18 protein-coding genes and 1 tRNA gene are annotated in these 21,593 nt (G+C 26.3%); 12 read left to right on the forward strand and 7 right to left on the reverse strand.

The genetic code is table 11. The features are described from left to right. Positions 1 to 58 precede the first annotated feature (58 nt). From ABIV_RS09605 to ABIV_RS09635, 7 genes are all read left to right on the forward strand, one after another. Positions 59 to 373, forward strand: a complete 315-nt coding sequence (locus ABIV_RS09605; protein WP_079579822.1) for a F0F1 ATP synthase subunit C — start codon at positions 59 to 61, stop codon at positions 371 to 373. 196 nt (positions 374 to 569) lie between these two features. Beyond that, positions 570 to 2,153 carry a nickel ABC transporter substrate-binding protein gene (gene nikA, locus ABIV_RS09610; protein ID WP_114839681.1) on the forward strand — a complete coding sequence of 528 codons (1,584 nt, stop codon included), beginning with the start codon at positions 570 to 572 and terminating at the stop codon, positions 2,151 to 2,153. Beyond that, the gene (gene opp1B, locus ABIV_RS09615) at positions 2,150 to 3,082 is read left to right on the forward strand and encodes a nickel/cobalt ABC transporter permease (RefSeq protein ID WP_114839682.1); all 933 of its coding nucleotides are present in this window, start codon (positions 2,150 to 2,152) and stop codon (positions 3,080 to 3,082) included. The genes nikA and opp1B overlap by 4 nt, the downstream gene beginning before the upstream one ends. After that, complete coding sequence (gene opp1C / locus ABIV_RS09620; protein WP_114839683.1) at positions 3,079 to 3,927, forward strand: nickel/cobalt ABC transporter permease; 849 nt, start codon at positions 3,079 to 3,081, stop codon at positions 3,925 to 3,927. The genes opp1B and opp1C overlap by 4 nt, the downstream gene beginning before the upstream one ends. Next, entirely contained in the window at positions 3,924 to 4,691 is a 768-nt protein-coding gene (locus ABIV_RS09625) for an ATP-binding cassette domain-containing protein (RefSeq protein ID WP_114839684.1), read from the forward strand. The genes opp1C and ABIV_RS09625 overlap by 4 nt, the downstream gene beginning before the upstream one ends. Beyond that, the gene (locus tag ABIV_RS09630; RefSeq protein WP_114839685.1) at positions 4,679 to 5,383 is read left to right on the forward strand and encodes an ABC transporter ATP-binding protein; all 705 of its coding nucleotides are present in this window, start codon (positions 4,679 to 4,681) and stop codon (positions 5,381 to 5,383) included. Before ABIV_RS09625 ends, ABIV_RS09630 begins: the two co-directional genes overlap by 13 nt. Further along, on the forward strand, positions 5,373 to 5,891 hold the full coding sequence (locus tag ABIV_RS09635) for a GNAT family N-acetyltransferase (RefSeq protein ID WP_114839686.1): 519 nt from the start codon (positions 5,373 to 5,375) through the stop codon (positions 5,889 to 5,891). The genes ABIV_RS09630 and ABIV_RS09635 overlap by 11 nt, the downstream gene beginning before the upstream one ends. Here the strand turns inward: ABIV_RS09635 and ABIV_RS09640 are convergent. Continuing rightward, positions 5,880 to 7,001, reverse strand: a complete 1,122-nt coding sequence (locus ABIV_RS09640; protein WP_114839687.1) for a DUF808 family protein — start codon at positions 6,999 to 7,001, stop codon at positions 5,880 to 5,882. The genes ABIV_RS09635 and ABIV_RS09640 overlap by 12 nt on opposite strands. Before the next feature lie 88 nt (positions 7,002 to 7,089). Continuing rightward, positions 7,090 to 7,881 (reverse strand): DUF4198 domain-containing protein, encoded by a 792-nt coding sequence (locus ABIV_RS09645; RefSeq protein WP_114839688.1) that lies wholly within the window; start codon positions 7,879 to 7,881, stop codon positions 7,090 to 7,092. Between the two features lie 318 nt (positions 7,882 to 8,199). On the opposite strand from ABIV_RS09645, the gene ABIV_RS09650 reads away from it, so the two are divergent. Continuing rightward, a complete protein-coding gene (locus ABIV_RS09650) occupies positions 8,200 to 10,320 on the forward strand; it encodes a methyl-accepting chemotaxis protein (protein WP_114839689.1) in 2,121 nt (706 codons plus the stop codon). Between the two features lie 96 nt (positions 10,321 to 10,416). Then, a tRNA-Leu gene (locus tag ABIV_RS09655) sits at positions 10,417 to 10,502 on the forward strand. Positions 10,503 to 10,536: 34 nt separating this feature from the next. Here the strand turns inward: ABIV_RS09655 and katG are convergent. From katG to ABIV_RS09675, 4 genes are all read right to left on the reverse strand, one after another. Then, positions 10,537 to 12,732 (reverse strand): catalase/peroxidase HPI, encoded by a 2,196-nt coding sequence (katG, locus tag ABIV_RS09660; protein WP_114839690.1) that lies wholly within the window; start codon positions 12,730 to 12,732, stop codon positions 10,537 to 10,539. Positions 12,733 to 12,851: 119 nt separating this feature from the next. Then, entirely contained in the window at positions 12,852 to 14,021 is a 1,170-nt protein-coding gene (locus tag ABIV_RS09665) for a GGDEF domain-containing protein (protein WP_114839691.1), read from the reverse strand. After that, positions 14,018 to 14,479 (reverse strand): hypothetical protein, encoded by a 462-nt coding sequence (locus ABIV_RS09670; protein ID WP_114839692.1) that lies wholly within the window; start codon positions 14,477 to 14,479, stop codon positions 14,018 to 14,020. The genes ABIV_RS09665 and ABIV_RS09670 overlap by 4 nt, the downstream gene beginning before the upstream one ends. Next, a complete protein-coding gene (locus ABIV_RS09675; RefSeq protein WP_114839693.1) occupies positions 14,479 to 16,389 on the reverse strand; it encodes a TonB-dependent receptor plug domain-containing protein in 1,911 nt (636 codons plus the stop codon). Before ABIV_RS09675 ends, ABIV_RS09670 begins: the two co-directional genes overlap by 1 nt. A 177-nt stretch (positions 16,390 to 16,566) precedes the next feature. Here ABIV_RS09675 and ABIV_RS09680 point away from each other — a divergent pair, with 177 nt between their 5' ends. Then, positions 16,567 to 17,577, forward strand: coding sequence for a sensor domain-containing diguanylate cyclase (locus tag ABIV_RS09680; protein ID WP_114839694.1), 1,011 nt, complete (start codon positions 16,567 to 16,569; stop codon positions 17,575 to 17,577). Here the strand turns inward: ABIV_RS09680 and ABIV_RS09685 are convergent. After that, entirely contained in the window at positions 17,559 to 18,989 is a 1,431-nt protein-coding gene (locus tag ABIV_RS09685) for a sensor domain-containing diguanylate cyclase (protein ID WP_114839695.1), read from the reverse strand. The genes ABIV_RS09680 and ABIV_RS09685 overlap by 19 nt on opposite strands. Positions 18,990 to 19,145: 156 nt before the next feature. On the opposite strand from ABIV_RS09685, the gene ABIV_RS09690 reads away from it, so the two are divergent. Continuing rightward, positions 19,146 to 19,982, forward strand: coding sequence for an ABC transporter ATP-binding protein (locus tag ABIV_RS09690; RefSeq protein ID WP_114839696.1), 837 nt, complete (start codon positions 19,146 to 19,148; stop codon positions 19,980 to 19,982). Further along, positions 19,982 to 21,592: a DUF4857 domain-containing protein gene (locus tag ABIV_RS09695; protein WP_114839697.1), complete on the forward strand. Its 1,611-nt coding sequence runs from the start codon at positions 19,982 to 19,984 to the stop codon at positions 21,590 to 21,592. Before ABIV_RS09690 ends, ABIV_RS09695 begins: the two co-directional genes overlap by 1 nt. Position 21,593 lies beyond the last annotated feature (1 nt).

Here is a 21,593-nt window from a genome sequence, read left to right on the forward strand (position 1 = left end):
AGTAGGGATACGCAAGCCGAACAGACTTTGAATATAAAATTTTTATAAGGAATCTAGAATGAAAAAAATCGTTCTTTTAATGCTAGCTATCGCTGGTGCTGCATTCGCTGCTGATGGTGCGGTTGCAAACGAAACTTTAAAAGCTTACTCTGTAGTTGCTGCAGGTATTGGTCTTGGTCTTGCTGCACTTGGTGGTGCTATCGGTATGGGTAACACTGCTGCTGCAACAATCGCTGGTACTGCTAGAAACCCAGGTTTAGGTGGAAAATTAATGACTACTATGTTCATTGCATTAGCGATGATCGAAGCTCAAGTTATTTATGCATTAGTTATTGCGATGATCGCATTATATGCTAACCCATTCCTAGGGTAATTTATAAAACTACAGATTTTATAAATACTTAAAAAGGTCAAGAGTTTTACTCTTGGCCTTTTTTTATGTCTAAATTTTTCTCTTATACTTTTTATCCTAGTTATTAAAATATTGCAAGTTCTAAAAATACATAAGAAGACTAAAAAATTATTTTCATTTTACTTAAAAAATTTATAATTAATTAAAAAGAAATTAAATGAAAAACATAATAACTACACTTCTTATTGCTCTTTTTGCAATAATTTTTACTGCTTGCTCAGAACCAAACAATAACAAAGTAAAAAATGAACTTGTCTATGCTAGTACAAAAGATATACGAGATATCAATCCACACTTGTATAGTGGAGAAATGGCTGCACAAAATATGGTATTTGAACCTTTAGTTATAAATACTAAAGAAGGTATAAAACCTTGGCTTGCAAAAAGTTGGAAAATTTCGAATAATGCAAAAACTTATACCTTTGAGTTAAAAGAAAATATTTTTTTTACAGATGGGACAAAATTAAATGCAAATACTATAAAAGCAAATTTTGATGCCATATTAAATAATAGAACTAGGCACGCTTGGTTAGAACTTGTAAATACAATTGAATCTACTAAAGTTATTAATGAATATACCTTTGAATTAAATTTAAAAAATGCATATTATCCTACCCTGACAGAATTATCTATGACAAGACCTTTTAGATTTATTTCACCTTCTTGTTTTAAAAATAATGAAACAAAAAAAGGAGTCTCTTGTTATGTGGGAACAGGACCTTGGATATTAAAAGAATATCAAAAAAACAATTATGCATTATTTGAAAAGAATTCAAAACATTGGAATAATATTCCTAAAATTAATTCAATTAAATGGAGAGTAATTCCTAGCCATCAGTCAATTTTATTATCTCTTCAAAAAGAGGAAATTGATTTAATTTTTGGTTCAAATGGAGATATGATAAATTTAAATGCTTTTACTCAAATTCAACAAGAAAAAAAACTAAAAACATTAATTAGTAATCCTATCGCATCAAGAACAATACTTTTAAATACAAAAAGAGAGTTTACTAAAGATATAGAGGTTAGAAAAGCTTTATCACATGCTATTAACAAAGAAGCAATTATAAAAGGAATTTTAAATAATTCAGAAACTATTGCAAACACCTTATTTTCTAAAACTACACCTTACTGCAATATTGACTTAGAAAAAAAAGAATTTAATATAGAAAAATCAAAAAGTATTCTAAATAATGCTGGATGGATTTTACAAGAGAATGGCTTACGATATAAAAATGGACAAGAGCTTATTTTAAAGTTATATTATAATGCAAATAATGCTCAAGAAAAAATAATTAGCGAATACATTCAAAGTAATCTAAAATCAATAGGTATAAAATTAAATATTATTGGAGAGGAGAAACAAGCTTTTTTTGATAGGCAGAAAACTGGTAATTTTGATTTGATGTACGCTCTATCATGGGGAATACCTTATGACCCACAATCATTTATTTCATCATGGAGAATACCCTCACATGGAGACTTTCAAGCACAAAGTGGTTTAGCTAAAAAAAGTTGGCTTGATGAAACAATTAAAAATATATTAATTGAAGAAAATAAGATAAAAAGAGAGCTCCTATATAAAAATATTCTTACTTATATTCATGAAGAAAATATATATATTCCATTAAGTTATTCAAGAGTAAAAGTTGTCTTTAATCCAAAACTAAAAGGCGTTGATTTCAATCTTTCTCAATATGAAATACCTTTTGAGAAATTCTATTTTGATAATACTAAATGATAAAGTCTATAATACAAAGAGTTCTTCTAATAGTTCCCCTTTCTTTAGGTGTTACTTTAATCTGTTTTATACTTATGAATCTAAATCCAAGTAGTCCAGCAGAAGTAACTCTAAGAGTCAATAATATTATTATCATAACTCCTGAAGCCATTAAAGAAACAGAAAAAGAATTAGGACTAGATAAACCTTTACATATACAATATCTTCTATGGTTAAAAAATATTTTTAAAGGAAATCTTGGACTTAGTTATGAAACAAAAGAGCCTGTACTAAAGGAGATTTTAAAAGCACTTCCTACTACTCTAACTTTAACAATTATTGCTTTAATATTAATTGCTTTTTTTGGTTTAACAATTGGAATTATTTGTGCTATTTATGAAAACACTATTTTTGATAAACTGATTAGAATTGCTATTTTTATTTCATCTGCAACACCTAGTTTTTGGCTTGCATTATTGTTGATATGGCTTTTTTCTATTCACTTAAATATTTTACCTTCTAATGGCATGGAAAAAATGAATGGTTTAATTCTTCCTGCAATTACTTTAACTATTGTATATATTTGTACTTTTATTCGAATAATAAGAAACTCTTTAATACAAGTAAGAAGCTCCTTATTTATTACTTATGCAAAAGCTAGAGGATTATATAAATATCAAATTTTGAAACATCAGATAAAAAGTATAATTAACCCTTTTATTATAGCTTTAAGTATGTCTATACCTAGATTATTAGCAGGAACAGTAATCATTGAAAATATTTTTGCTTTACCAGGATTAGGAAGACTATGTATTCATGCTATTTTTTCAAGAGATTATCCAATGATTCAAGCTTATGTTCTTTTTACTGCAATACTTTTTATTATATTTAATCTTTTTGCAGATATTTGGATACAAATAAGAGATCCTAGATTAAGAGCTAATAAATGAGAAAAGATTTTATATTAAAAATACAAAAAGACAAACTTGCTTTTACTAGTTTTTGTTTTATATTTTGTATCATTTTATTAGGAGTTTTTGCCCCTTTTGTTTCTCCAAATGATCCTTATTTAGTTGATTTAGACAACAAACTTTTATCTTCAAGTTTTACTTATCCTTTAGGAACTGACCATTTAGGAAGATGTACTGCTTCAAGACTTATTTATGGAATTAGAACAACTTTATTTTATGCCCTACTTGCAATGATAATTACTGTTTTTATTGCATTAGTATTAGGAGTTTTGGCAAGTTTTTTTAAAAGTTTACAAGCTATAATTTTACGAGTTTGTGATATTTTGTTATCTTTTCCAAGTGAATTAATGATGTTAGCAATTATTGGTTTTTTAGGAACAGGTATAGAAAATATCATAATTGCAGCTATAATCTCGAAAGTAGCTTGGTATACAAGAATGATATACTCTTTTACAATAGAACACATAGATAAAAATTACATCCATTATTCAAAAGCTATTGGTATTCCTTCTACTATTATATTAAGAAAACATCTTATACCTCTAATTTTAAGTGACCTTATAATGCTTGCAACATTAAATGTTGGAACAATTATTTTAAGTATTTCTGCACTCTCTTTTTTAGGGCTAGGAATTCAAGCTCCTGCTTGTGAATGGGGAGTTATGTTAAATGAAGCAAAAGAGTTAATGACTATTAATCCTTACTTAATGCTACCTCCTGGAATAATGATACTTCTTGTTGTACTATCTTTTAATATTTTAGGAGATTCTATTAGAGATGCTTTAGATCCTCATTATAATTTAAATGTGAAAGATGAATCATGAGTTATTTACAAATAAATAATTTAACTATTGAAAATAAGACAACAAAAGAGATTTTATTAAACAATATAAATTTAACTATAGATAAAAATAAAATATTAGGAATAATAGGAGAGAGTGGGAGTGGTAAATCTTTACTTTGTAAAACACTCTTAGGCATTCTTCCTTCAAACTTAAAAGTAAAAGGAAGTATTAAATTAAATAATATTGAACTTTTAGAAAATAGTAAAATTATTAAAAATAGTTTTTCTATTATTTTACAAGAAGCTATGAATGCATTCAATCCTTTATATAAAATTAAATCTCACATGTTGGAGAGTATTCAAATACCTTTATCAAAAGAGAAAAAAATAGAGCTTTGTAAGAAGACCCTTAAAAGAGTAGGATTAAATAACACTGAAAAAATACTTACTAGTTATGCTCATGAATTAAGTGGTGGTCAACTACAAAGAGTAATGATTGCTATCGCTTTAGTTCAAAATAAGCATATTATTGTTGCTGATGAACCTACTTCTTCATTAGATACTATAAATCAAAAAGAGATTATTGAAATTTTCAAAAATTTAAAAAAAACAATAATATTTGTATCCCATGATTTAGCTCTTATTTCATACCTTGCTGATGAAGTTATCATTTTAAAAGAGGGAAATATAAAAGAAAAATCAACAAAAAACAATATTTTTTATAAACCCAAAAATAGTTATACAAAGTTTTTGCTAAAAACACAAAAAAATTTATCTGAAGGTTTTATTTCATGCTTGAAATAATAAATGTATCTAAAAAATACAAAACAGAAACAGCTTTAGATAATATAAACCTTTCTATAGATAGTTCAACTTCTATTGCAGTAATAGGAGAGAGTGGCTCTGGAAAAACTACTCTTTGTAAATTAATCTTAGATATTGAGAAACCTTCTGAAGGTAAGATAATAAAAAATATTCCCAAAATTAATATTGTTTTTCAAGATTATAGAAGCTCTGTAAATCCTTTATTTAAAGTAAAGCAAATTATAAAAGAACCCTTTTGGTTAGAAAAGAAATTTTTTAATGAAATTAAATTAAATAAATTTTTAGAAGAGTTAAATCTTTTACCAAATATTTTAGATAAGTTTCCACATGAATTAAGTGGAGGACAATTACAAAGAGTTTGTATTTTAAGGGCTATTCTAGCTAAACCTTCTTTTTTAATTCTGGATGAAGCATTAAATGCTCTTGATATATTTACTAAAAATAAAGTTATTACTTTTTTAAAAAGATTAAAAAAAGAGGAAAATTTAAACTATTTTCTTATTACCCATGATTTACAAGTTGCTAGTTCTTTATGTGATGAGATAAAAATATTAAAAAAAGGAAAAATTATAGAAAGCTTGAAAATAAATTCTTTAAAAAAAGCACAAAATTCTTATACAAAAGAATTAATTAATTCTGTAATATTTATAAAGGAAAAAAATGAAAAATGAGTTAGAACTTAGTTTTTTACAAGTAACTAGTAGCTTTGAAAAAAAGACTAAAGACTATATTATAAAAGAATATATTAAACATTATGATAAACGCATTTCAAAATCACAATATATTAAACTTTATGAAAAAATGGGAGAATTAATAAAGAATAAAAAAGAGAATGCTTTTTTTATTGCTTTAACAGAAAAAGAAGAGATAATAGGAGCAATAAGCATCTCTTTATATGATAATAGAATCATTAATTTACAGAAAAGATATGATAAGAAAAATATTGCTGAGATTGGAAGATGTTATATTCAAGAAGAGTTTAGAAGAAAAGGTATAGCCTCAAAATTACTCCAATTATGTAATATATTTGCTAGTGAGAAAAAATATGAGAAAATGTATCTACATACCCACTATTTCCTACCGGGAGGGTTCCCTTTTTGGAAGGAAATGGGGTTTAAAATAATACTTGATGAAAAGAACTCTTTACAAACAGTTCATATGGAAAAATCACTTACTTAATTTAAATTTTAAAATCAATTTAAAAAAAGGTTCATGTAACTTTACAGCTATAAAACCTACTACTGCTCCTAAAACTATTTCACTTAGAAAAATGAAAGTAGAACCAATATATGCAATAGTTTTTAAATACTCTTGTAAAGTACTTAATATATGAGTTTCATGGGCAATAATCCCACCACCAACAGCAAGCATTGCAACTGTTCCTATAATAGAAATAGCTTTTATAATTTTTGGCATAGAGTTTACAAAAAGTGTTCCCACAGCTTTTGATATACTATTTCTCTTTTCTTGAAGATAAAAACCAATATCATCAAGTTTGATAATAAGAGCAACTACACCATAAACAACTATTGTTGCGATAAGCCCTATTAATACTAATACTGAAAGTTTTGTAACAAAATCACTATTCTCCACTAAACTTAAAGTTATAACAATAATTTCAAAAGATAAAATAAAGTCCGTTTTTATTGCACTTTTTACTTTTTCTTCTTCTAAACTTTCACTTGACAGCTCTTGTAAAGTCTCTTTTTCATCTTTTTGTTCATGTGATTTGCTTAACTTTTCTAATATAGATTCAACACCTTCATAAGCTAAATAAATTCCACCCAAAATTAGAGTTGGAGCAATCAGCCAAGGTGCTAAAAAGCTCATAAGTAAAACAAGAGGTATAATAACAAACTTATTTTTTAAACTCCCTAGGGCAATCTTATAAACAATAGGAAGTTCTCTTTTTGCAGCTTTTCTTTTTGCTTCAAAAAGTGCAACTTCTCTTATTTGCTCTAACTCTTTTACTATTTTTTCTTGTTCTTCTTTTGGAAGCTTTTTAATATTTGTTTTAAACTCATCTACACTACTTGCATCTTTTAACTCTTTTTTTAAAATATCTGAAGTAGTTTCATTTGTAAAACTAGCAATTGCTGCTAAATCATCAATAACTAAACCTGAAGATTTAACACTTGCTAGTTTTGTATAAGTTACAATATCATCAAAAAGAACTGCTACATCATCAAAAGATGTTGCAATCGTTTTTGTAGTTGTAGCCATTGTTTTACCAGCTAAGGAGCTAATATCATCTGATAAAACAGATAAATAACCTAATAATCCAGCCATTTTCATCCTCTAAAATAAAAGTATAATTGTAATTTTATTTTATTGTCTATTAATAAAAACTTGAATTAAATAGTATCTATTATTATATTTATTTCATAGGTTTTGCTTCAATCCAAATAACTGCATCTTGACTTAATTCTTTGCCTTTATACTCTTTGTCAACACCAACACCTAATGCACAAAATCCCCAAAAACCAGCTTTTGGGATAGTAAAAGTAAACTCCCCATCTTTATTTGCTTTAATTGTCATTGTCACAAAAGAGTCTTGAGGAGCTTCAATTAAAGATTTTCCCATTTTATTATTTTCCAAATCAATATCTCTATTTAAAAACTCTACTTCAATTTCTGCATAAGGTACTGGTTTTTTATTTGATTTTACAATACCTGTAAAGCTTCCACCTTCCCAAAGTGCATATGGTTTTGTCAAAGGTACAATCTCTGCTTTTAGACCAAGTTCACTATCCCAATCAGTAGGAGTTCCAGCTACATTTATAATAGTTTTAGTGATTTGTTGAATATAAGCATCTTCATTTTTTTCATAATAAGGCTTAGGCTTCAAAATAAATAGATGATCTCCCATTCTTTGGGCTTTATATTTAGATTCAAAAGCCTTTGCACTATTATGTGTTCCTTTAAATGTAATCTCTTTTAGGCTATCTTTTAAATCTTTTTTCTTGTTTTTATTAATAACATAAAACTCTTCTACTCCTACCATATCCATTGTATGTTCATCAGAAAAAGGATGAGTAAAGATGTGTCTAAACTCTATTGTTTTAGCCTTTTTTAAAGCAGTATTTGGAGTATATACCATTTGAAAGTGAGCTAAAAGGTCACTTGAAAGAACAAAACCAGAAACAATTAAAAAAATCATTTTTTTCATATTTTTTCCTTTATTTTTTTAAATATATAAAAAATATTTATATATTTTGTTAATGATATTGATTATTAACTTTATTATTACTTAATTTTTTTATAAATATATTATTAATTTTTTTAATTTATAAAATAATAAGAATAGTGACAAATAAGTGACTATATAGGCTTTGACAAGTAACTAGATTTTTTTTATCTAAAATTTTATTATCTAAATAAGAGTAAAGAATTAAAAAATAAATAAATTTTATAATTTGGTCATTTTTGTTACCTTTTTGATATGTTTTCATGTTATCATTATTTAATATCTTTCAAGGAAACTCACATGAAAATAAATAGTATCAAAAGTAAAATTCTAACAGTTGTACTATTAAGTACCTTTATATCTTTTGTTATACTTGGTTTTTATAATACAAAAAGTAGTTATACCTCAGAGTATAATCTTGTAAAACAAGAGGAATTAAGTATTGCAGTTGATACTTCTAATTTTATCAATAGTTATATACAGTCAAAAACAGATATTCTTGAAGCAATTGTTGATGAACTTCAAGATATTTCTATTACAGCAGATAATGATGTAGTTATAGATAAATTAAGATTAGGAACAAAAGCTGGTAATTTTGTTGATGTCTATATTGGTTTTGAAGATAGTGGTTCTTTAGTCTTATCAAATAAAGATATTCTAAGTATAGAAAAAGACAACTATGATGCAAGAACAAGACCTTGGTATCAAGATGCAGTTAAAACAAAGAAATCTGGTGTATCAAATCCCTATGTAGATGTATCTACAAAAAAATTAGTAGTATCAGTTTATACTCCTTTGATTCAAAAAGGAAAACTTGTAGGTGTTCTTGGTTCTGATATTTTTATTGATACAATTGTTGAAACTATTTTGAATATTAAAATTCCAGGTATTGGAGTTGCTTATTTAGCAAATAAAGAGAACAATGTAATCATTCATAAAAACAAAGAACTTTTAAATAAACCAGATAGCATACTTCCACAAGTTTTAACAAACAATAAATCAGACTTCAAAGAAGCGTCAAGAGATAATATTGAAAAACTTGTAGCTTATAGTACAATTGAAAATACAAACTGGAAAACAGTAATTGAAGTAGAAAAAGACTCAATCTATGAAGAGATAAATAATAATGTCTTAAAAGAGATTGTTCTTTATATTGTTTTATTACTTATTATTGTAGTTTTTATTTTCTATTCACTATTAAAAGTACTTGCTCCAATTAAAAAAGTTGAAAGTGGATTACAATTTTTCTTTAGATATTTAAAAGGTGAAGAATCAAATATCTCTAAACTTGAAATAAAAACAAATGATGAATTTGGAAATATGGCAAATATGATTGACCAAGAGATGGTATCAGTTGCAACAAGTTTAGAAAAAGACAAAGAACTTATAGAAGAAGTAAAACAAGTTGTAAATCATATAAATGATGGAAAATTAAATATCAAAGTAAATAAAAGTACAACAAATAAATCTCTTGATGAATTAAAAGATATCTTAAATAGTATGATTGAAACTATTCAAGTAAATGTAAATGAAGATATCAATCCAATTGTACAACAATTAAAAGAGTACTCAAACTTCAACTTTGTAGACACAATTCCAAATGCAAATGGTAATGTAGCAAAAGGATTAAATGACCTTTGTAATATCATCAATAAAATGCTTCAAGAAAATAAAGCAAATGGTTTAGAACTTCAAAAAAGTTCTGATGTACTTTTATCTAATGTTGATACTTTAAATAGATCATCAAATACAACAGCTGTATCACTTGAGGAGACTGCTGCCTCTATTGAAGAAATTACAAGTACCGTTGTAAGTAACACAAATAGAATAGCTGAAATGACTGAACACTCAAATGAGTTATCTCAATCTATTGCACAAGGTCAAAATCTAGCAACATCAACTGTAAAATCAATGGATGAAATCAATGAACAAACACAATCAATTGCTGAAGCTATTACTGTGATTGATCAAATTGCATTTCAAACAAATATTCTATCACTAAATGCAGCTGTTGAAGCAGCTACTGCAGGAGAGGCAGGAAAAGGATTTGCAGTTGTTGCACAAGAAGTTAGAAACCTTGCAACAAGAAGTGCAGAAGCAGCAAGAGAGATTAAAACACTTGTTGAAAATGCAACAGATAAAACAAATAATGGTAAAAAAATAGCTGATCATATGATTGCTGGATATACAAAATTAAATGAGAACATTGAAAAAACAACAAGAGCAATAAAAGATATTTCTGATGCTTCAAAAGAACAAAAAACAAGTATTGAACAAATAAATGATGTAATCAATAAACTTGACCAACAAACACAAAACAATGCTTCAGTGGCAGCTCAAACACACGATATTGCTAAAAACACTTCTGACTTAGCAAACAAAATTCTTGCAAATGTACATAAAAAGAAATTTAGAGAATAAGCCTTTGGCTTTTCTCTAAATACAATTTTGCTTAAAATCAATAATTAGTTAAGAAAATTTATAAGATGAAAAAGCTATAATTTCACTCTTTTAACTGCGACCGTGGTGAAATTGGTAGACACGCCATCTTGAGGGGGTGGTGCGCTCAGCGTGTACGAGTTCAAATCTCGTCGGTCGCACCATATTTTACAAGCAAAAGGCAAAAGCCTTTTACTCTTATTTTAAATCAAATCTATCTGCATTCATAACTTTACTCCATGCAGAAATAAAGTCTTTTACAAATTTCTCTTTTGCATCTTCTTGTGCATAAACTTCAGCAATTGCTCTTAACTGTGAATTTGAACCAAATACAAGGTCAACTCTACTTGCTGTCCATTTTACTTTTGTAGAACTTCTTGTTATGCATTCAAACTCTTCTTCCTCTTCATCTATACTTTTCCAAATATTTTCCATATCTAATAGATTAACAAAGAAATCATTTGTTAAAACTTCTGGTCTATAAGTAAATACACCCTTTGCTGAGTTATTATATGTTGCACCTAAAACTCTCATACCACCTACTAAAACAGTCATTTCAGGAGCTGTTAGATTTAGTAATTGAGCTTTATCTACAAGTAACTCTTCTGAACTTATAGCATATTTTTTCTTTTGGTAGTTTCTAAATCCATCAGCAATAGGCTCTAAATGAATAAAAGAATCAGCATGTGTTTGTTCTTGTGTAGCATCTGTTCTTCCTGCATCAAAAGGAACTTCTACTTCAAAGCCTGCTTCTTTTGCTGCTTTTTCAATTGCTGCACACCCACCTAAAATAATCATATCTGCAAGTGAAACTTTTTTTGAACTTGAATTATCAAACTCATTTTTTATCTCTTCTAACTTAGAGATAACTTCTTGTGTTCCTAGATTAGCTTCCCAATCTTTTTGAGGAGCAAGTCTAATTCTAGCACCATTAGCTCCACCTCTTTTATCTGAATCTCTATATGTTGAAGCTGATGACCAAGCTGTATATACTAACTTTGATATACTAATATTTGAAGATAATATTTTCTCTTTTAATAAAGAGATATCTTCTTTATTTATCATCTCATAATTAGCTTGAGGAACAACATCTTGCCAAATTAGTTCTTCTTTTGGAGCTTCTGGACCTAAATATCTTGACCTTGGTCCTAAATCACGGTGTGTTAATTTAAACCAAGCTCTTGCAAAAGCATCAGCAAATTCTTCTGGATTTTCATGGAATCTTTTTGAAATTGGTCCATAAATCGGATCCATTCTCATCGCCATATCTGCTGTTGTCATAATTGTTTTAACTTTTTTACTAGAATCATGAGCTGCTGGCGCTAAATCTTCTTCTTTAGGATTTATAGGAGTCCATTGCCAAGCTCCAGCTGGTGACTTTTCTAAGTTCCATTCATATCCAAATAAGATATCAAAATATCCATTATCCCATTGAGTAGGATTTGCAGTCCAAGCACCTTCGATACCACTTGTAATAGTGTCATCACCTTTTCCACTTAGAAATTTACTAAGCCACCCTAAACCTTGTGCCACTAAACCTTCAGCTTCTGGTTCTGCACCAACATTTGAAGCATCTCCTGCACCATGACATTTTCCAAAAGTATGTCCTCCTGCAACAAGAGCAACAGTCTCTTCATCTCCCATTGCCATTCTTGCAAAAGTCTCTCTTATATCTTTTCCAGAGGCTAAAATATTTGGTTCACCATCTGGTCCTTCTGGATTTACATAAATCAATCCCATTTGTACTGCAGCAAGAGGATTTTCTAAATCTCTTTCTCCTGAATATCTACTGTTTTCTTTATCACTTGTTGCTAACCATTCTTCTTCATTTCCCCAATAGATATCCTCTTCTGGCTCATAAATATCTTCTCGTCCACCAGCAAAACCAAAAGTTTTAAAGCCCATTGATTCTAAAGCAACATTTCCTGCTAAAATCATTAAATCTGCCCATGAAATTTTATTTCCATATTTTTGTTTTATAGGCCAAAGAAGTCTTCTTGCTTTATCTAAGTTTGCATTATCAGGCCAGCTATTAAGTGGAGCTAATCTTTGATTTCCAGTAGAAGCACCACCTCTACCATCTCCTGTTCTATATGTTCCTGCACTATGCCAAGCCATTCTTATAAATAATGGTCCATAATGCCCATAATCAGCAGGCCACCATTCTTGTGAGTCTGTCATAAGAGCTGTTAAATCTTCTTTTAAAGCTTCATAATCTAGTTTTTCAAACTCTTTTGCATAGTTAAAATCCTCACCTAGAGGAGAAACCTTATTTGAATGTTGAGACAAAATCTTTAGATTTAATTGGTTTGGCCACCAATCTTTATTATAAGTTCCCTTATTACCTGCAGCTGGATTACCACCTAAACCTGTTATTGGACACTTTCCTCCCATGACATACTCCTTATTTATTATTTGTATCAGATTAAATCTAACCTACAATCAAGTTTCACATAAAAAAGATAAAAATCTCTTTAAGTGGATAAAAATTATCAATAAATAAATATTATATTTTATATTTTTTCTTTTGCAATAATTATTTGATTTCTTCCCTCTTCTTTTGCTCTATAAAGTGCTTCATCTGCTATTTTAAAGGCATTTTTAAAATTTCTTGCCTCATTTGGATATAAATTTACTCCTATTGAAACACTAATAGAGATTGTTTCTCCAATTGAAGTTCTAAATTTTTTCTTTTGAATATTTGTATGAATTCTTTCAATTACACTTAAACTTTTTTCTTCATTACCTTTTATTTTTTTAGCAAGGATAATAAACTCTTCCCCTCCATATCTTATAATAATATCTTCTTTAGAACGAGTAGATTCTAAGATAGTTTTAGAAACCTCTTTTAAGACTAAATCTCCAGCATTATGACCAAAAGTATCATTAACTTTTTTAAAATAGTCAATATCAAGTGCAGCTAACACATAATCCTCTAAATTTATTTTATCTTCATTCTCTTGTAAATAGTTTCTATTATAAACATTTGTAAGCTTATCAATATATGCAGTTTTTTTAACAGTATAATATTTGAGTGTTTGAATTATTAAAATTAAAATAAAAATAACAACTAATATATTTATTGAGATAATAATATCTTTCACTAAAGTTATAACTTCATTTACATCCTTTGTTTTTTCAATAGAAAAATCAATTACTAAGAGAAGTTCAACTTTTTCATCTTTTAAGATAGGTTCTAAATAAGTAATTGAAAGTTGGTGTAGTAAAGGTTGTTTGATTAAGATAGCTTCTTTAGTTTTATAAATATCATACCATTGAGAACTCTCTACATCAAATTTTTGATTTAAAAAAGCTTTATATTCCCCAGAAGCTCCATCTGCTAAAAATCTAAAAACATCATTTTTATCTTTATAAAGTAAGTACGCATATTTAATATTTTCTGTTAAAAGAACACTTAACTTATTTTCAATATTTATTCTAGTCATAGTTGATTTTTTAATTGTTTCTATATAGTTATCTGAACCTTTTAAATTATCCTCTATAGACTTAGATGTATTTTTTATAATACCTATAATATCAGCAGTTACAACCTCTAATACTTTATTTTCAAACCTCTCTTCAAATTTAGTTATTCCAGAAAGAAGAAGAAATAAAGATATAGAGACAAAAATAGAGATAAAAATTAAAAAAAATCTACTTAAAAAAGGATTTTGTGTTTTCATTTTATATCCTCAATATATCTTTCATACTCTTTTGATAATTCAACTTTTTTTTGCTTTAATCGTTCTCTTACAAGAACAATATTAGGTCTACTTTTACTCCAAAAAAAAGCTCCTAAAAAATTGTTATTTGACAATAACTGTTTATAATTATTAGTTAAAAGATAGTGAGGATTTTGTTTTTTCTCACAAGGGTAAGGTTTACTATACTTTACAAAAATAAAATTTGCTTTATTACAATTTTGTACTACTTTTACACTTAATGAATAGATTTTTTTATCTAACTCTTGCATATGAGGAATATACAAATAAATAGGTTTATCTACTAAAATATCTTTTGCTATTTTTGTAACAATTTTTGCCTCCAGTTCCGTCTCTTTTTGATATTTATCCAATAAATATGTATATTTATTAGCATTAAGTATTAAAGGTATTAATATGGTTATAAAAAATAGTTTCATCAAAATAACCACCTAATTCCAAAAGTTACCTTTTTTTCATAATCTTCAAAAGAGATATTTTCTCCTCCAATCCCATTATTAAAAAGAGAAGCTGTAGATTTATTTGAAAGGTTTTCAGCTTTTAGGCTAAAACTTAGATTTTTTGTATAGTTATATGTAAAACCTAAATTAAGGTTATAACTATCATCAATCTCAACATCTAAATATTCATATGAGTTTTTATAAATTAATGAAGCAAAATAATCAATTTTCTCATATTTTCCCATATATTTAAGAAAACCACCTTTATTAGAATTATTTAATTTTGTATTTAAATTGCTTGTATAATAGTTCAGTTTAATTTTATTATTTTTATTAATTATATATTCATAATCAAAAATAACACCACTTGTTTTAATTCTATCTTCAATATTTACAAATCCAATAGGAGTTAAGTAAACAAAATCATCTATATTTACTTTATAATAATCAATATTCAATTTTGAATTACCAAAAGTAAATACACTTGCAAAAGTAAAATATTTATATTTTTGAGTATCTATTTCTTCACTATTATTACTTTTAAAATCTATGTTATAAAAAGTAGGAGGTATATAACTTTTTGTATAAAAAGATTTAAAACCTAAATAATCATTTAATAAATAAATTGCTCCAACCCTATAAAGTTGTTGGGTTTCATCTTTTAAAACCTCTCCTGCTCTCTCATATTTATCAATTTTATAGTTAGCTATTAAATGTAGATTATCAAATAGTTTATAATCATCTTGAAACATAAAAGAAAAAACATTTGTTCTATCAAAATTATTGTATTGACCAATATCATTCTTATTACCTAAAAAATTAATAGCTTCTCTATTATTTGTTTTATATTCTTCTCTTTTAAAATTTATTGCAGTAAAAACTTCATGTCTATCAAAGTTAAACTCTTTTGATAAAGAGCTTGAAAGTTTTGTAAGTTTAATATCTTCATTGTACTCTTTTGGCATAGTTAAACCTACCTTTGATAAATCAATTATAGGAACTATAAACATACCTTCTTTATTTTTTTCTTCATAAGTAAAATTATTTATATCATAAGAAAAAGTTGCTTTTAAAGAATTATCTTTTAAAAAATATCTACTTGTATGAATAAAAAAATTACTAGAATCTAACTCTCCATCAGAAGGAATAAAGTCAGAAGAGTATCCAGTATAAATATCTTTTTCAATTTTTGAATATCCAATATCAATATTGCTCTTTTCATTATTCAAGTTTATAAAAAAATATTGAGAATTTAGATTATTATTAATTGAAGAAGAGTTATATTCTCTTTTTGAAAAGCTATTGTTATTTGTAAAATGTAAAAGATAAGCCCACCCATTTCCTAAAAGTGAAGAGTGAGTAAAGCTTTGAGAGTTTGAACTTTTATTTGATTGAGTAACATAAAGTTCATTTCCATTCTCTTTTTTTGCATCTTTTGTATATACTCTAATAAATTGAATTCCTGTTTCATTTCCTAAGGTAAAAGAACCCTCTCCATAATACACTTCAATATGGTCTATCATAGAAACTGGCATTTGTAGCCAAGTTAAAGAAGGAGATTGATTATAAATAGCACTTACTTCATGGTCATTTATATAAAGTCTAAAAAAGCCTGTTACATCTGTTTTACTACCTGATAAAGAAATAGTATTAAGACCAAATCTATTTATATTAGAATTATTTGCTGGAATCTCTTTTAATACATCAGAAAGATTATTGTATTGCATAAGTTCTAGTTCTTCTTTTGTATAAACAATTACATAACCCATTTTTTCATTTAATGTTTTCAAAGAGTTCTTAGATGAACTTTCATACTCTTTTAATAAGTTTTCTAACTCCGTAGAAAATAAAGAGCTTATAATAAAAAGAGAAATAAATAGTAGTCTCATGAATTCCCTATTTCAAAATTTGTTAAATTATATGTTATTATTCATAAAAAACAATTAAAATTATTTGTTATTTAAATAAATAATTTGATAATCAATAAACATAAAAAAGCTGTTTTAATAAAATTTTCATAGACATTAAGTTATCATTAATTAAATTATTTTTTAAGAAGAGAACACATGAATAATATTTCAAATATTGAAAAAGGTAAACTAAACTTATTTGAACATTTTTGGACTAACTCAAAAGACAATATGTTTCTTGCAACATTGGATAAAGATGGAGATTTTATTGCTGAGGAAATGAATCCTTCTCAAATGGAAAACCTAGGTCAAAATGAAAAGATTATAAATAAAAAACTAAAAGATTTTTTAGGAGAAGAAAATGCTTGTTTTCTAGAAAAGAAGTATCTTAAATGTCTTGAAGAAAATACTCCAATAATGGAAGAAGAATCAGTTCAAGTTGATGGAGAAGAAAGATACTATAATACAATGATTATTCCTATTAATGATGAAAAAAGTGGAGAGAAAAAAATCATTGGTATTTCAAGAGAAATTACTGAATTAAAACTTGCAAAACAAAATTTAGAAAAACTAAATAAAGAACTAGACTTGTTAATCAATCAAAAAGATGAAGAGCTATTTAATGCAAATGAAAAATTAAAAGCACTTGCTTTTGAAGATTCACTTACTGGTATTGGAAATAGAAGATATTTAAATGACCATGCTAATAAAGCAATCTCATTAGCACATAGATATGATAGCTGCCTTACACTAATGGTTTTAGATATTGATGGCTTAACACAAGTAAATGAGACTTGTAGCCATACCTTTGGAGATTCAATTCTAAAAGAATTTGCAAATTTATTAAAAGATAGTATTAGGGATTCTGATATTTTAGCTAGATATAGTGGAGAAGAGTTTTTATTACTATTACCTATGACTTCACTTGCTGCTGCTCAAACTTTAGGAAAAAGATTATTAGAACAAACAAGAGAATTAAAATTTGAATTTAAAGAACAAAAAATAGCTATTACTACAAGTATAGGTGCTGCTGCACTAGAAAGTCCTCAAGATAATCTAGACTCTTTACTACACAAAACTTATGATGCACTTTCTGTGGCAAAAAAAGAGGGTAAAAATAAACTTGTATCTTTTATAGATAAAAACTCTTATAAAATCGATACTTGATTTTTCCCATTATTTTTAGATAGATACATGGCTTTATCTGCTCTTGATATTGCCTCTTCTATCGTGTCTTTTTCATCTAATTTTGTTATTCCAAAACTTGCTGTTATTGTTCCACTCATAAGTTTATTTAAAGTAATATCACCTTCAATAAGAACTCTTAATTTCTGGGCTAGATTTTTAGAATCACTAACACTTGAATCAATTAAAGCAATAATAAACTCTTCTCCTCCCCATCTAGCTAAAATATCACTTTCTCGAATATCTGATTTTAATATTTTTGCAACTCTTACTAATACTTTATCTCCTATATGATGTCCCAATCTATCATTTAAATATTTAAAATTATCAATATCTATAAAAATTAAAGAGATATTGTTTTTCTTTCTTTTCATTAGACTAAATTGTAATCTTAGTTTAGCCTCAAAATCTCTTCTATTTGAGATTTTTGTTAGTGTGTCATGGTGTGATAGAAACTCTAATTTTTTACTATAGTTTTTAATAATCAAAGATACTAAAAAGGCTATTACAAAGGTTATTATTAAAGAAGCAAAAATATTGAAATATAATACATTTACAGCTTTTGAATTAAACTCTTTTAGATTTGCTTCAACTGTTAAATAAAGGTCTAACTCTGGAATAAACTTAGAATTTAAAAGATAAGTATTCCCATCCTTTTTATACTCAATGATTGTTGACTTTTCTTGTAAAATTTCATCTTTATACTTTAATAACTCTTTTTTATCAAAGATACTACTTGCAGAATTTATATTTCTCTCAGAAAGAATAATTTTCCCACTCTTATTATAAAAAGTAACTATAAAATTATGGTTTGTTCTAAAAGTTTTTAAAAGTTCATTTATATAAGAGATATTAAGAGCAACACCAGTAACTCCTAAAAGCTTTTTATCTTCATCATAAATTTTATAATTTAAAAACATAATTAAGTTATTTGACATAAACTTATTTAAATCTAAATTTATCTCATGTTTTTTATCTTTAGAAATAAAGTCAAAATACCATCTATTTAAAGAGTTTGCGTTAGACACAACCTCTAAAAAACCATTTTGTGAATAATACTTTCTACTTTTTTCAGATACTAAAAAAGTATTAAATAAGCCATACTCTTTTTTTATATCTTTTAAATAATTTTTAATCTCTTCTAAGTCTTCTTCTTTTTTTAACCACTCTTTTAAAAAACTATTATTTGCCATAGTTGAAGCAAGAAAATGTGGTCTAATAATATGCTTTTGAATATCAGTATAAATATTATCTAAAGACAATGGTAAAGCTTGATTTCTAAGCTGCTTTTGCATTGAAGAAGAAGAGATATAATAGTTTAAAAAAGAGATACTAAGAGATAGAATAATTAATAAAAATGTGATTAACAATACTACTTTATATTTTGATTTCATATAATTCCATAAGTTATAATATAATTTTATTATAACTTCTTTCTAATTAATAAATAATCAACATTACTATTAATAACTTATATTTTTATAGAAAATAAAGCTTTTTAGACTATAATCAATATCAATTATCATAATTATAAATACTTTAGGCTTTTTATGGAAAACAAATATATAATAGAAATAGAGAATTTATCTCATAGTTATTCAAAGAAAATCATTTACAAAGACCTTAACCTAAAAATAAAAAAAGGTTCAATCTTTGGAATATTAGGGAAAAATGGTGTAGGAAAATCTACTTTAATCAATATCTTAATGGGTTATATCAAACCCAAAAATGGTTTATGCAAAATATTTAATGAACCCTCTCATAATCTTTCTGTAAAAGCAAAAAAAGAGATAGCTTTACTTCATGAAGGATTTATATCCTATGACTTTATGAGTATAAAAGAGTATGAAAAATTTTTTTCATCTTTTTATACAAACTGGGATGAAAAGATATTTTATGAACTAATTGATTTAATGGGTTTTGCTTATGAACAAAAACTAAGTACCTTATCTTTTGGGCAAAAATCTCAAGTAGTTTTAGGAAGTCTTTTTGCACAAAATGCAAAACTACTAATTTTAGATGATTATTCAATGGGCTTAGATGCAGGATATAGAAGGCTTTTTATTGATTATTTAAAAGAGTATATAAAAGAAAAAGAGATTACAGTTTTAATAACATCTCATGTAATGGAAGATTTAGTTGATTTAATTGATGATTTTATAATAGTTCAAAAAGGTGGAGAAATCTATCAAAACAAAATTAATAACTTTATAAAAGAGTTTAGATGTTATGAATTTAATAATGAAAAGATAGAAAAGAGATTGATTCATAGGGTTGAGGAGTATAAAAACAATAAAAAGCTTTATAGCTTTTATGATATTAAAAATTTAAAAGAACTTGAAACAACTTTTGAAGATAAATTTTTAGGTTTTGTGGGGAAATACTAATGATAAAAGCAATTATAAAAAAAGAGTGGCTTAAAATCAAGTATTTAGTTTTATTTCTATTTCTTATTACTATTTCTGTCTTAATTCACTTTTATATTAATTTAGAGTTTCTATTTAAAACTGTAGAACCAGAATCAATGATGTGGTATAGGTTTTCTAGTTTAGAACAAAAACCTTATGATTATTTAGCGTATCTATTTTATTTAATAAGTATTGCTATCTCTTTATTTCAGTTTATTCCAGAAAGAGTAAAAAATAGAGTTAAAATGATAATTCATTTTCCAATAAGTATCTCAAAATCTATTTTTTTACATCTTTTTGTAGGAGCTATTTATATATCTATTCTATCTTTGTTTATAAGTTCTTCTACTTCTTATATTCTTAGTTTTTATTACCCAAGTGAAATTATAACTATTGCATTAAAAGATTTTTTCTTCTATTTTTTAGGCTCTTTGATTTTATATTTTGGAGTAAGTAGTGCTATTATAGAAAAAAACTCTACTATAAGTATTATAAAACTCTCGCTTTCAATTTTATTTATTTTTATTTTTCATAAAAATATTTTTAATACAAATGATTTATTATGGATTATTGTCTCATTATTTCTGATAACGCTAGTTCTTGATAGTTTTTATAGTATTAAAGAGCAAAGAGTAAATACTATTTCTTTTAAGTTTTTAACTATAAGTTCTATCTTTATAGTAGGCTATTTTGCAAGTATTTCCTATAAAGAAGAGTTTAAAAAAGAGTTTAATAAATATTATATTTTCTACTCTCCTATTATAAAAGAGTTTGTTTATCAAAAAAACTTTGGAGAGCATAATTTTGAGTATGGAATAAAAGATAAAAAAACTTTTGATAGAGAGACTTATGAATCATATTTACCTTTTGTATATTGGAGAAATTTAGATATTCAAAAAAAGCTTCCTATTATGATTGATACTGAAACTTTTGATAAAGAGCTAATTCGAGACTCAAGGTTAAGCTTCTCTTTTAAACCAGAATTTTTAAAAGAACAAGAACTTAAACTCTACCCTTTTTTAAATCCAAATAGTAAAATAGGAATGATTAAATTTCCAGAAGAAGTTTTAATTTTTGAAGATAAGAAAATTACAGCTTATAATTTTGATGAAAAACTTGACAAAAAACTAAGTGAAGAACTTACCTCTTTAACAAAAAAACATAAGGTATCTTTTCCTATCAAAAAAGTGTGGGGGAAAGCTACAAATTTAAAACCTTTTGATTTAGGATACTTCTTTCTTGATTCAAAAAATAGACTCTTTAGATTAAATAGAGCCGATGATATAACTTATTTAAATGAGATTTCATATCCCAAAGAGATTGATTTAGCTTATATTAGAATAAGTGAAAATAGACAAAAGCAGTTTGCTGGTTATGCAATTAGTAAAAATAGTGATTTTTATTTGCTTGATTACCATAGTTTTGAGTTTAAAAAAATTGACTTAAAAGAGTTTGATTATAAAAAGATGAGACTACAACTTATCTCAAATCCAAAATATTATTTGATTAGATATACAGATGAAGAAAACTATTTTGTAAGCTTATTTGATAAAAAATTAAATAAATTAGAAGAAGAGGTTTTCAAATAAA

Origin of the sequence: Halarcobacter bivalviorum (assembly GCF_003346815.1) — a bacterium.
Lineage (GTDB): Bacteria > Campylobacterota > Campylobacteria > Campylobacterales > Arcobacteraceae > Halarcobacter > Halarcobacter bivalviorum.

Coding starts and splice junctions, on each gene's coding strand:
- ABIV_RS09605 (WP_079579822.1), top strand. CDS start 59: ATGAAAAAAATCGTTCTTTTAATGCTAGCTATCGCTGGTGCTGCATTC.
- nikA (WP_114839681.1), top strand. CDS start 570: ATGAAAAACATAATAACTACACTTCTTATTGCTCTTTTTGCAATAATT.
- opp1B (WP_114839682.1), top strand. CDS start 2,150: ATGATAAAGTCTATAATACAAAGAGTTCTTCTAATAGTTCCCCTTTCT.
- opp1C (WP_114839683.1), top strand. CDS start 3,079: ATGAGAAAAGATTTTATATTAAAAATACAAAAAGACAAACTTGCTTTT.
- ABIV_RS09625 (WP_114839684.1), top strand. CDS start 3,924: ATGAGTTATTTACAAATAAATAATTTAACTATTGAAAATAAGACAACA.
- ABIV_RS09630 (WP_114839685.1), top strand. CDS start 4,679: ATGCTTGAAATAATAAATGTATCTAAAAAATACAAAACAGAAACAGCT.
- ABIV_RS09635 (WP_114839686.1), top strand. CDS start 5,373: ATGAAAAATGAGTTAGAACTTAGTTTTTTACAAGTAACTAGTAGCTTT.
- ABIV_RS09640 (WP_114839687.1), bottom strand. CDS start 7,001: ATGGCTGGATTATTAGGTTATTTATCTGTTTTATCAGATGATATTAGC.
- ABIV_RS09645 (WP_114839688.1), bottom strand. CDS start 7,881: ATGAAAAAAATGATTTTTTTAATTGTTTCTGGTTTTGTTCTTTCAAGT.
- ABIV_RS09650 (WP_114839689.1), top strand. CDS start 8,200: ATGAAAATAAATAGTATCAAAAGTAAAATTCTAACAGTTGTACTATTA.
- katG (WP_114839690.1), bottom strand. CDS start 12,732: ATGGGAGGAAAGTGTCCAATAACAGGTTTAGGTGGTAATCCAGCTGCA.
- ABIV_RS09665 (WP_114839691.1), bottom strand. CDS start 14,021: ATGAAAACACAAAATCCTTTTTTAAGTAGATTTTTTTTAATTTTTATC.
- ABIV_RS09670 (WP_114839692.1), bottom strand. CDS start 14,479: ATGAAACTATTTTTTATAACCATATTAATACCTTTAATACTTAATGCT.
- ABIV_RS09675 (WP_114839693.1), bottom strand. CDS start 16,389: ATGAGACTACTATTTATTTCTCTTTTTATTATAAGCTCTTTATTTTCT.
- ABIV_RS09680 (WP_114839694.1), top strand. CDS start 16,567: ATGAATAATATTTCAAATATTGAAAAAGGTAAACTAAACTTATTTGAA.
- ABIV_RS09685 (WP_114839695.1), bottom strand. CDS start 18,989: ATGAAATCAAAATATAAAGTAGTATTGTTAATCACATTTTTATTAATT.
- ABIV_RS09690 (WP_114839696.1), top strand. CDS start 19,146: ATGGAAAACAAATATATAATAGAAATAGAGAATTTATCTCATAGTTAT.
- ABIV_RS09695 (WP_114839697.1), top strand. CDS start 19,982: ATGATAAAAGCAATTATAAAAAAAGAGTGGCTTAAAATCAAGTATTTA.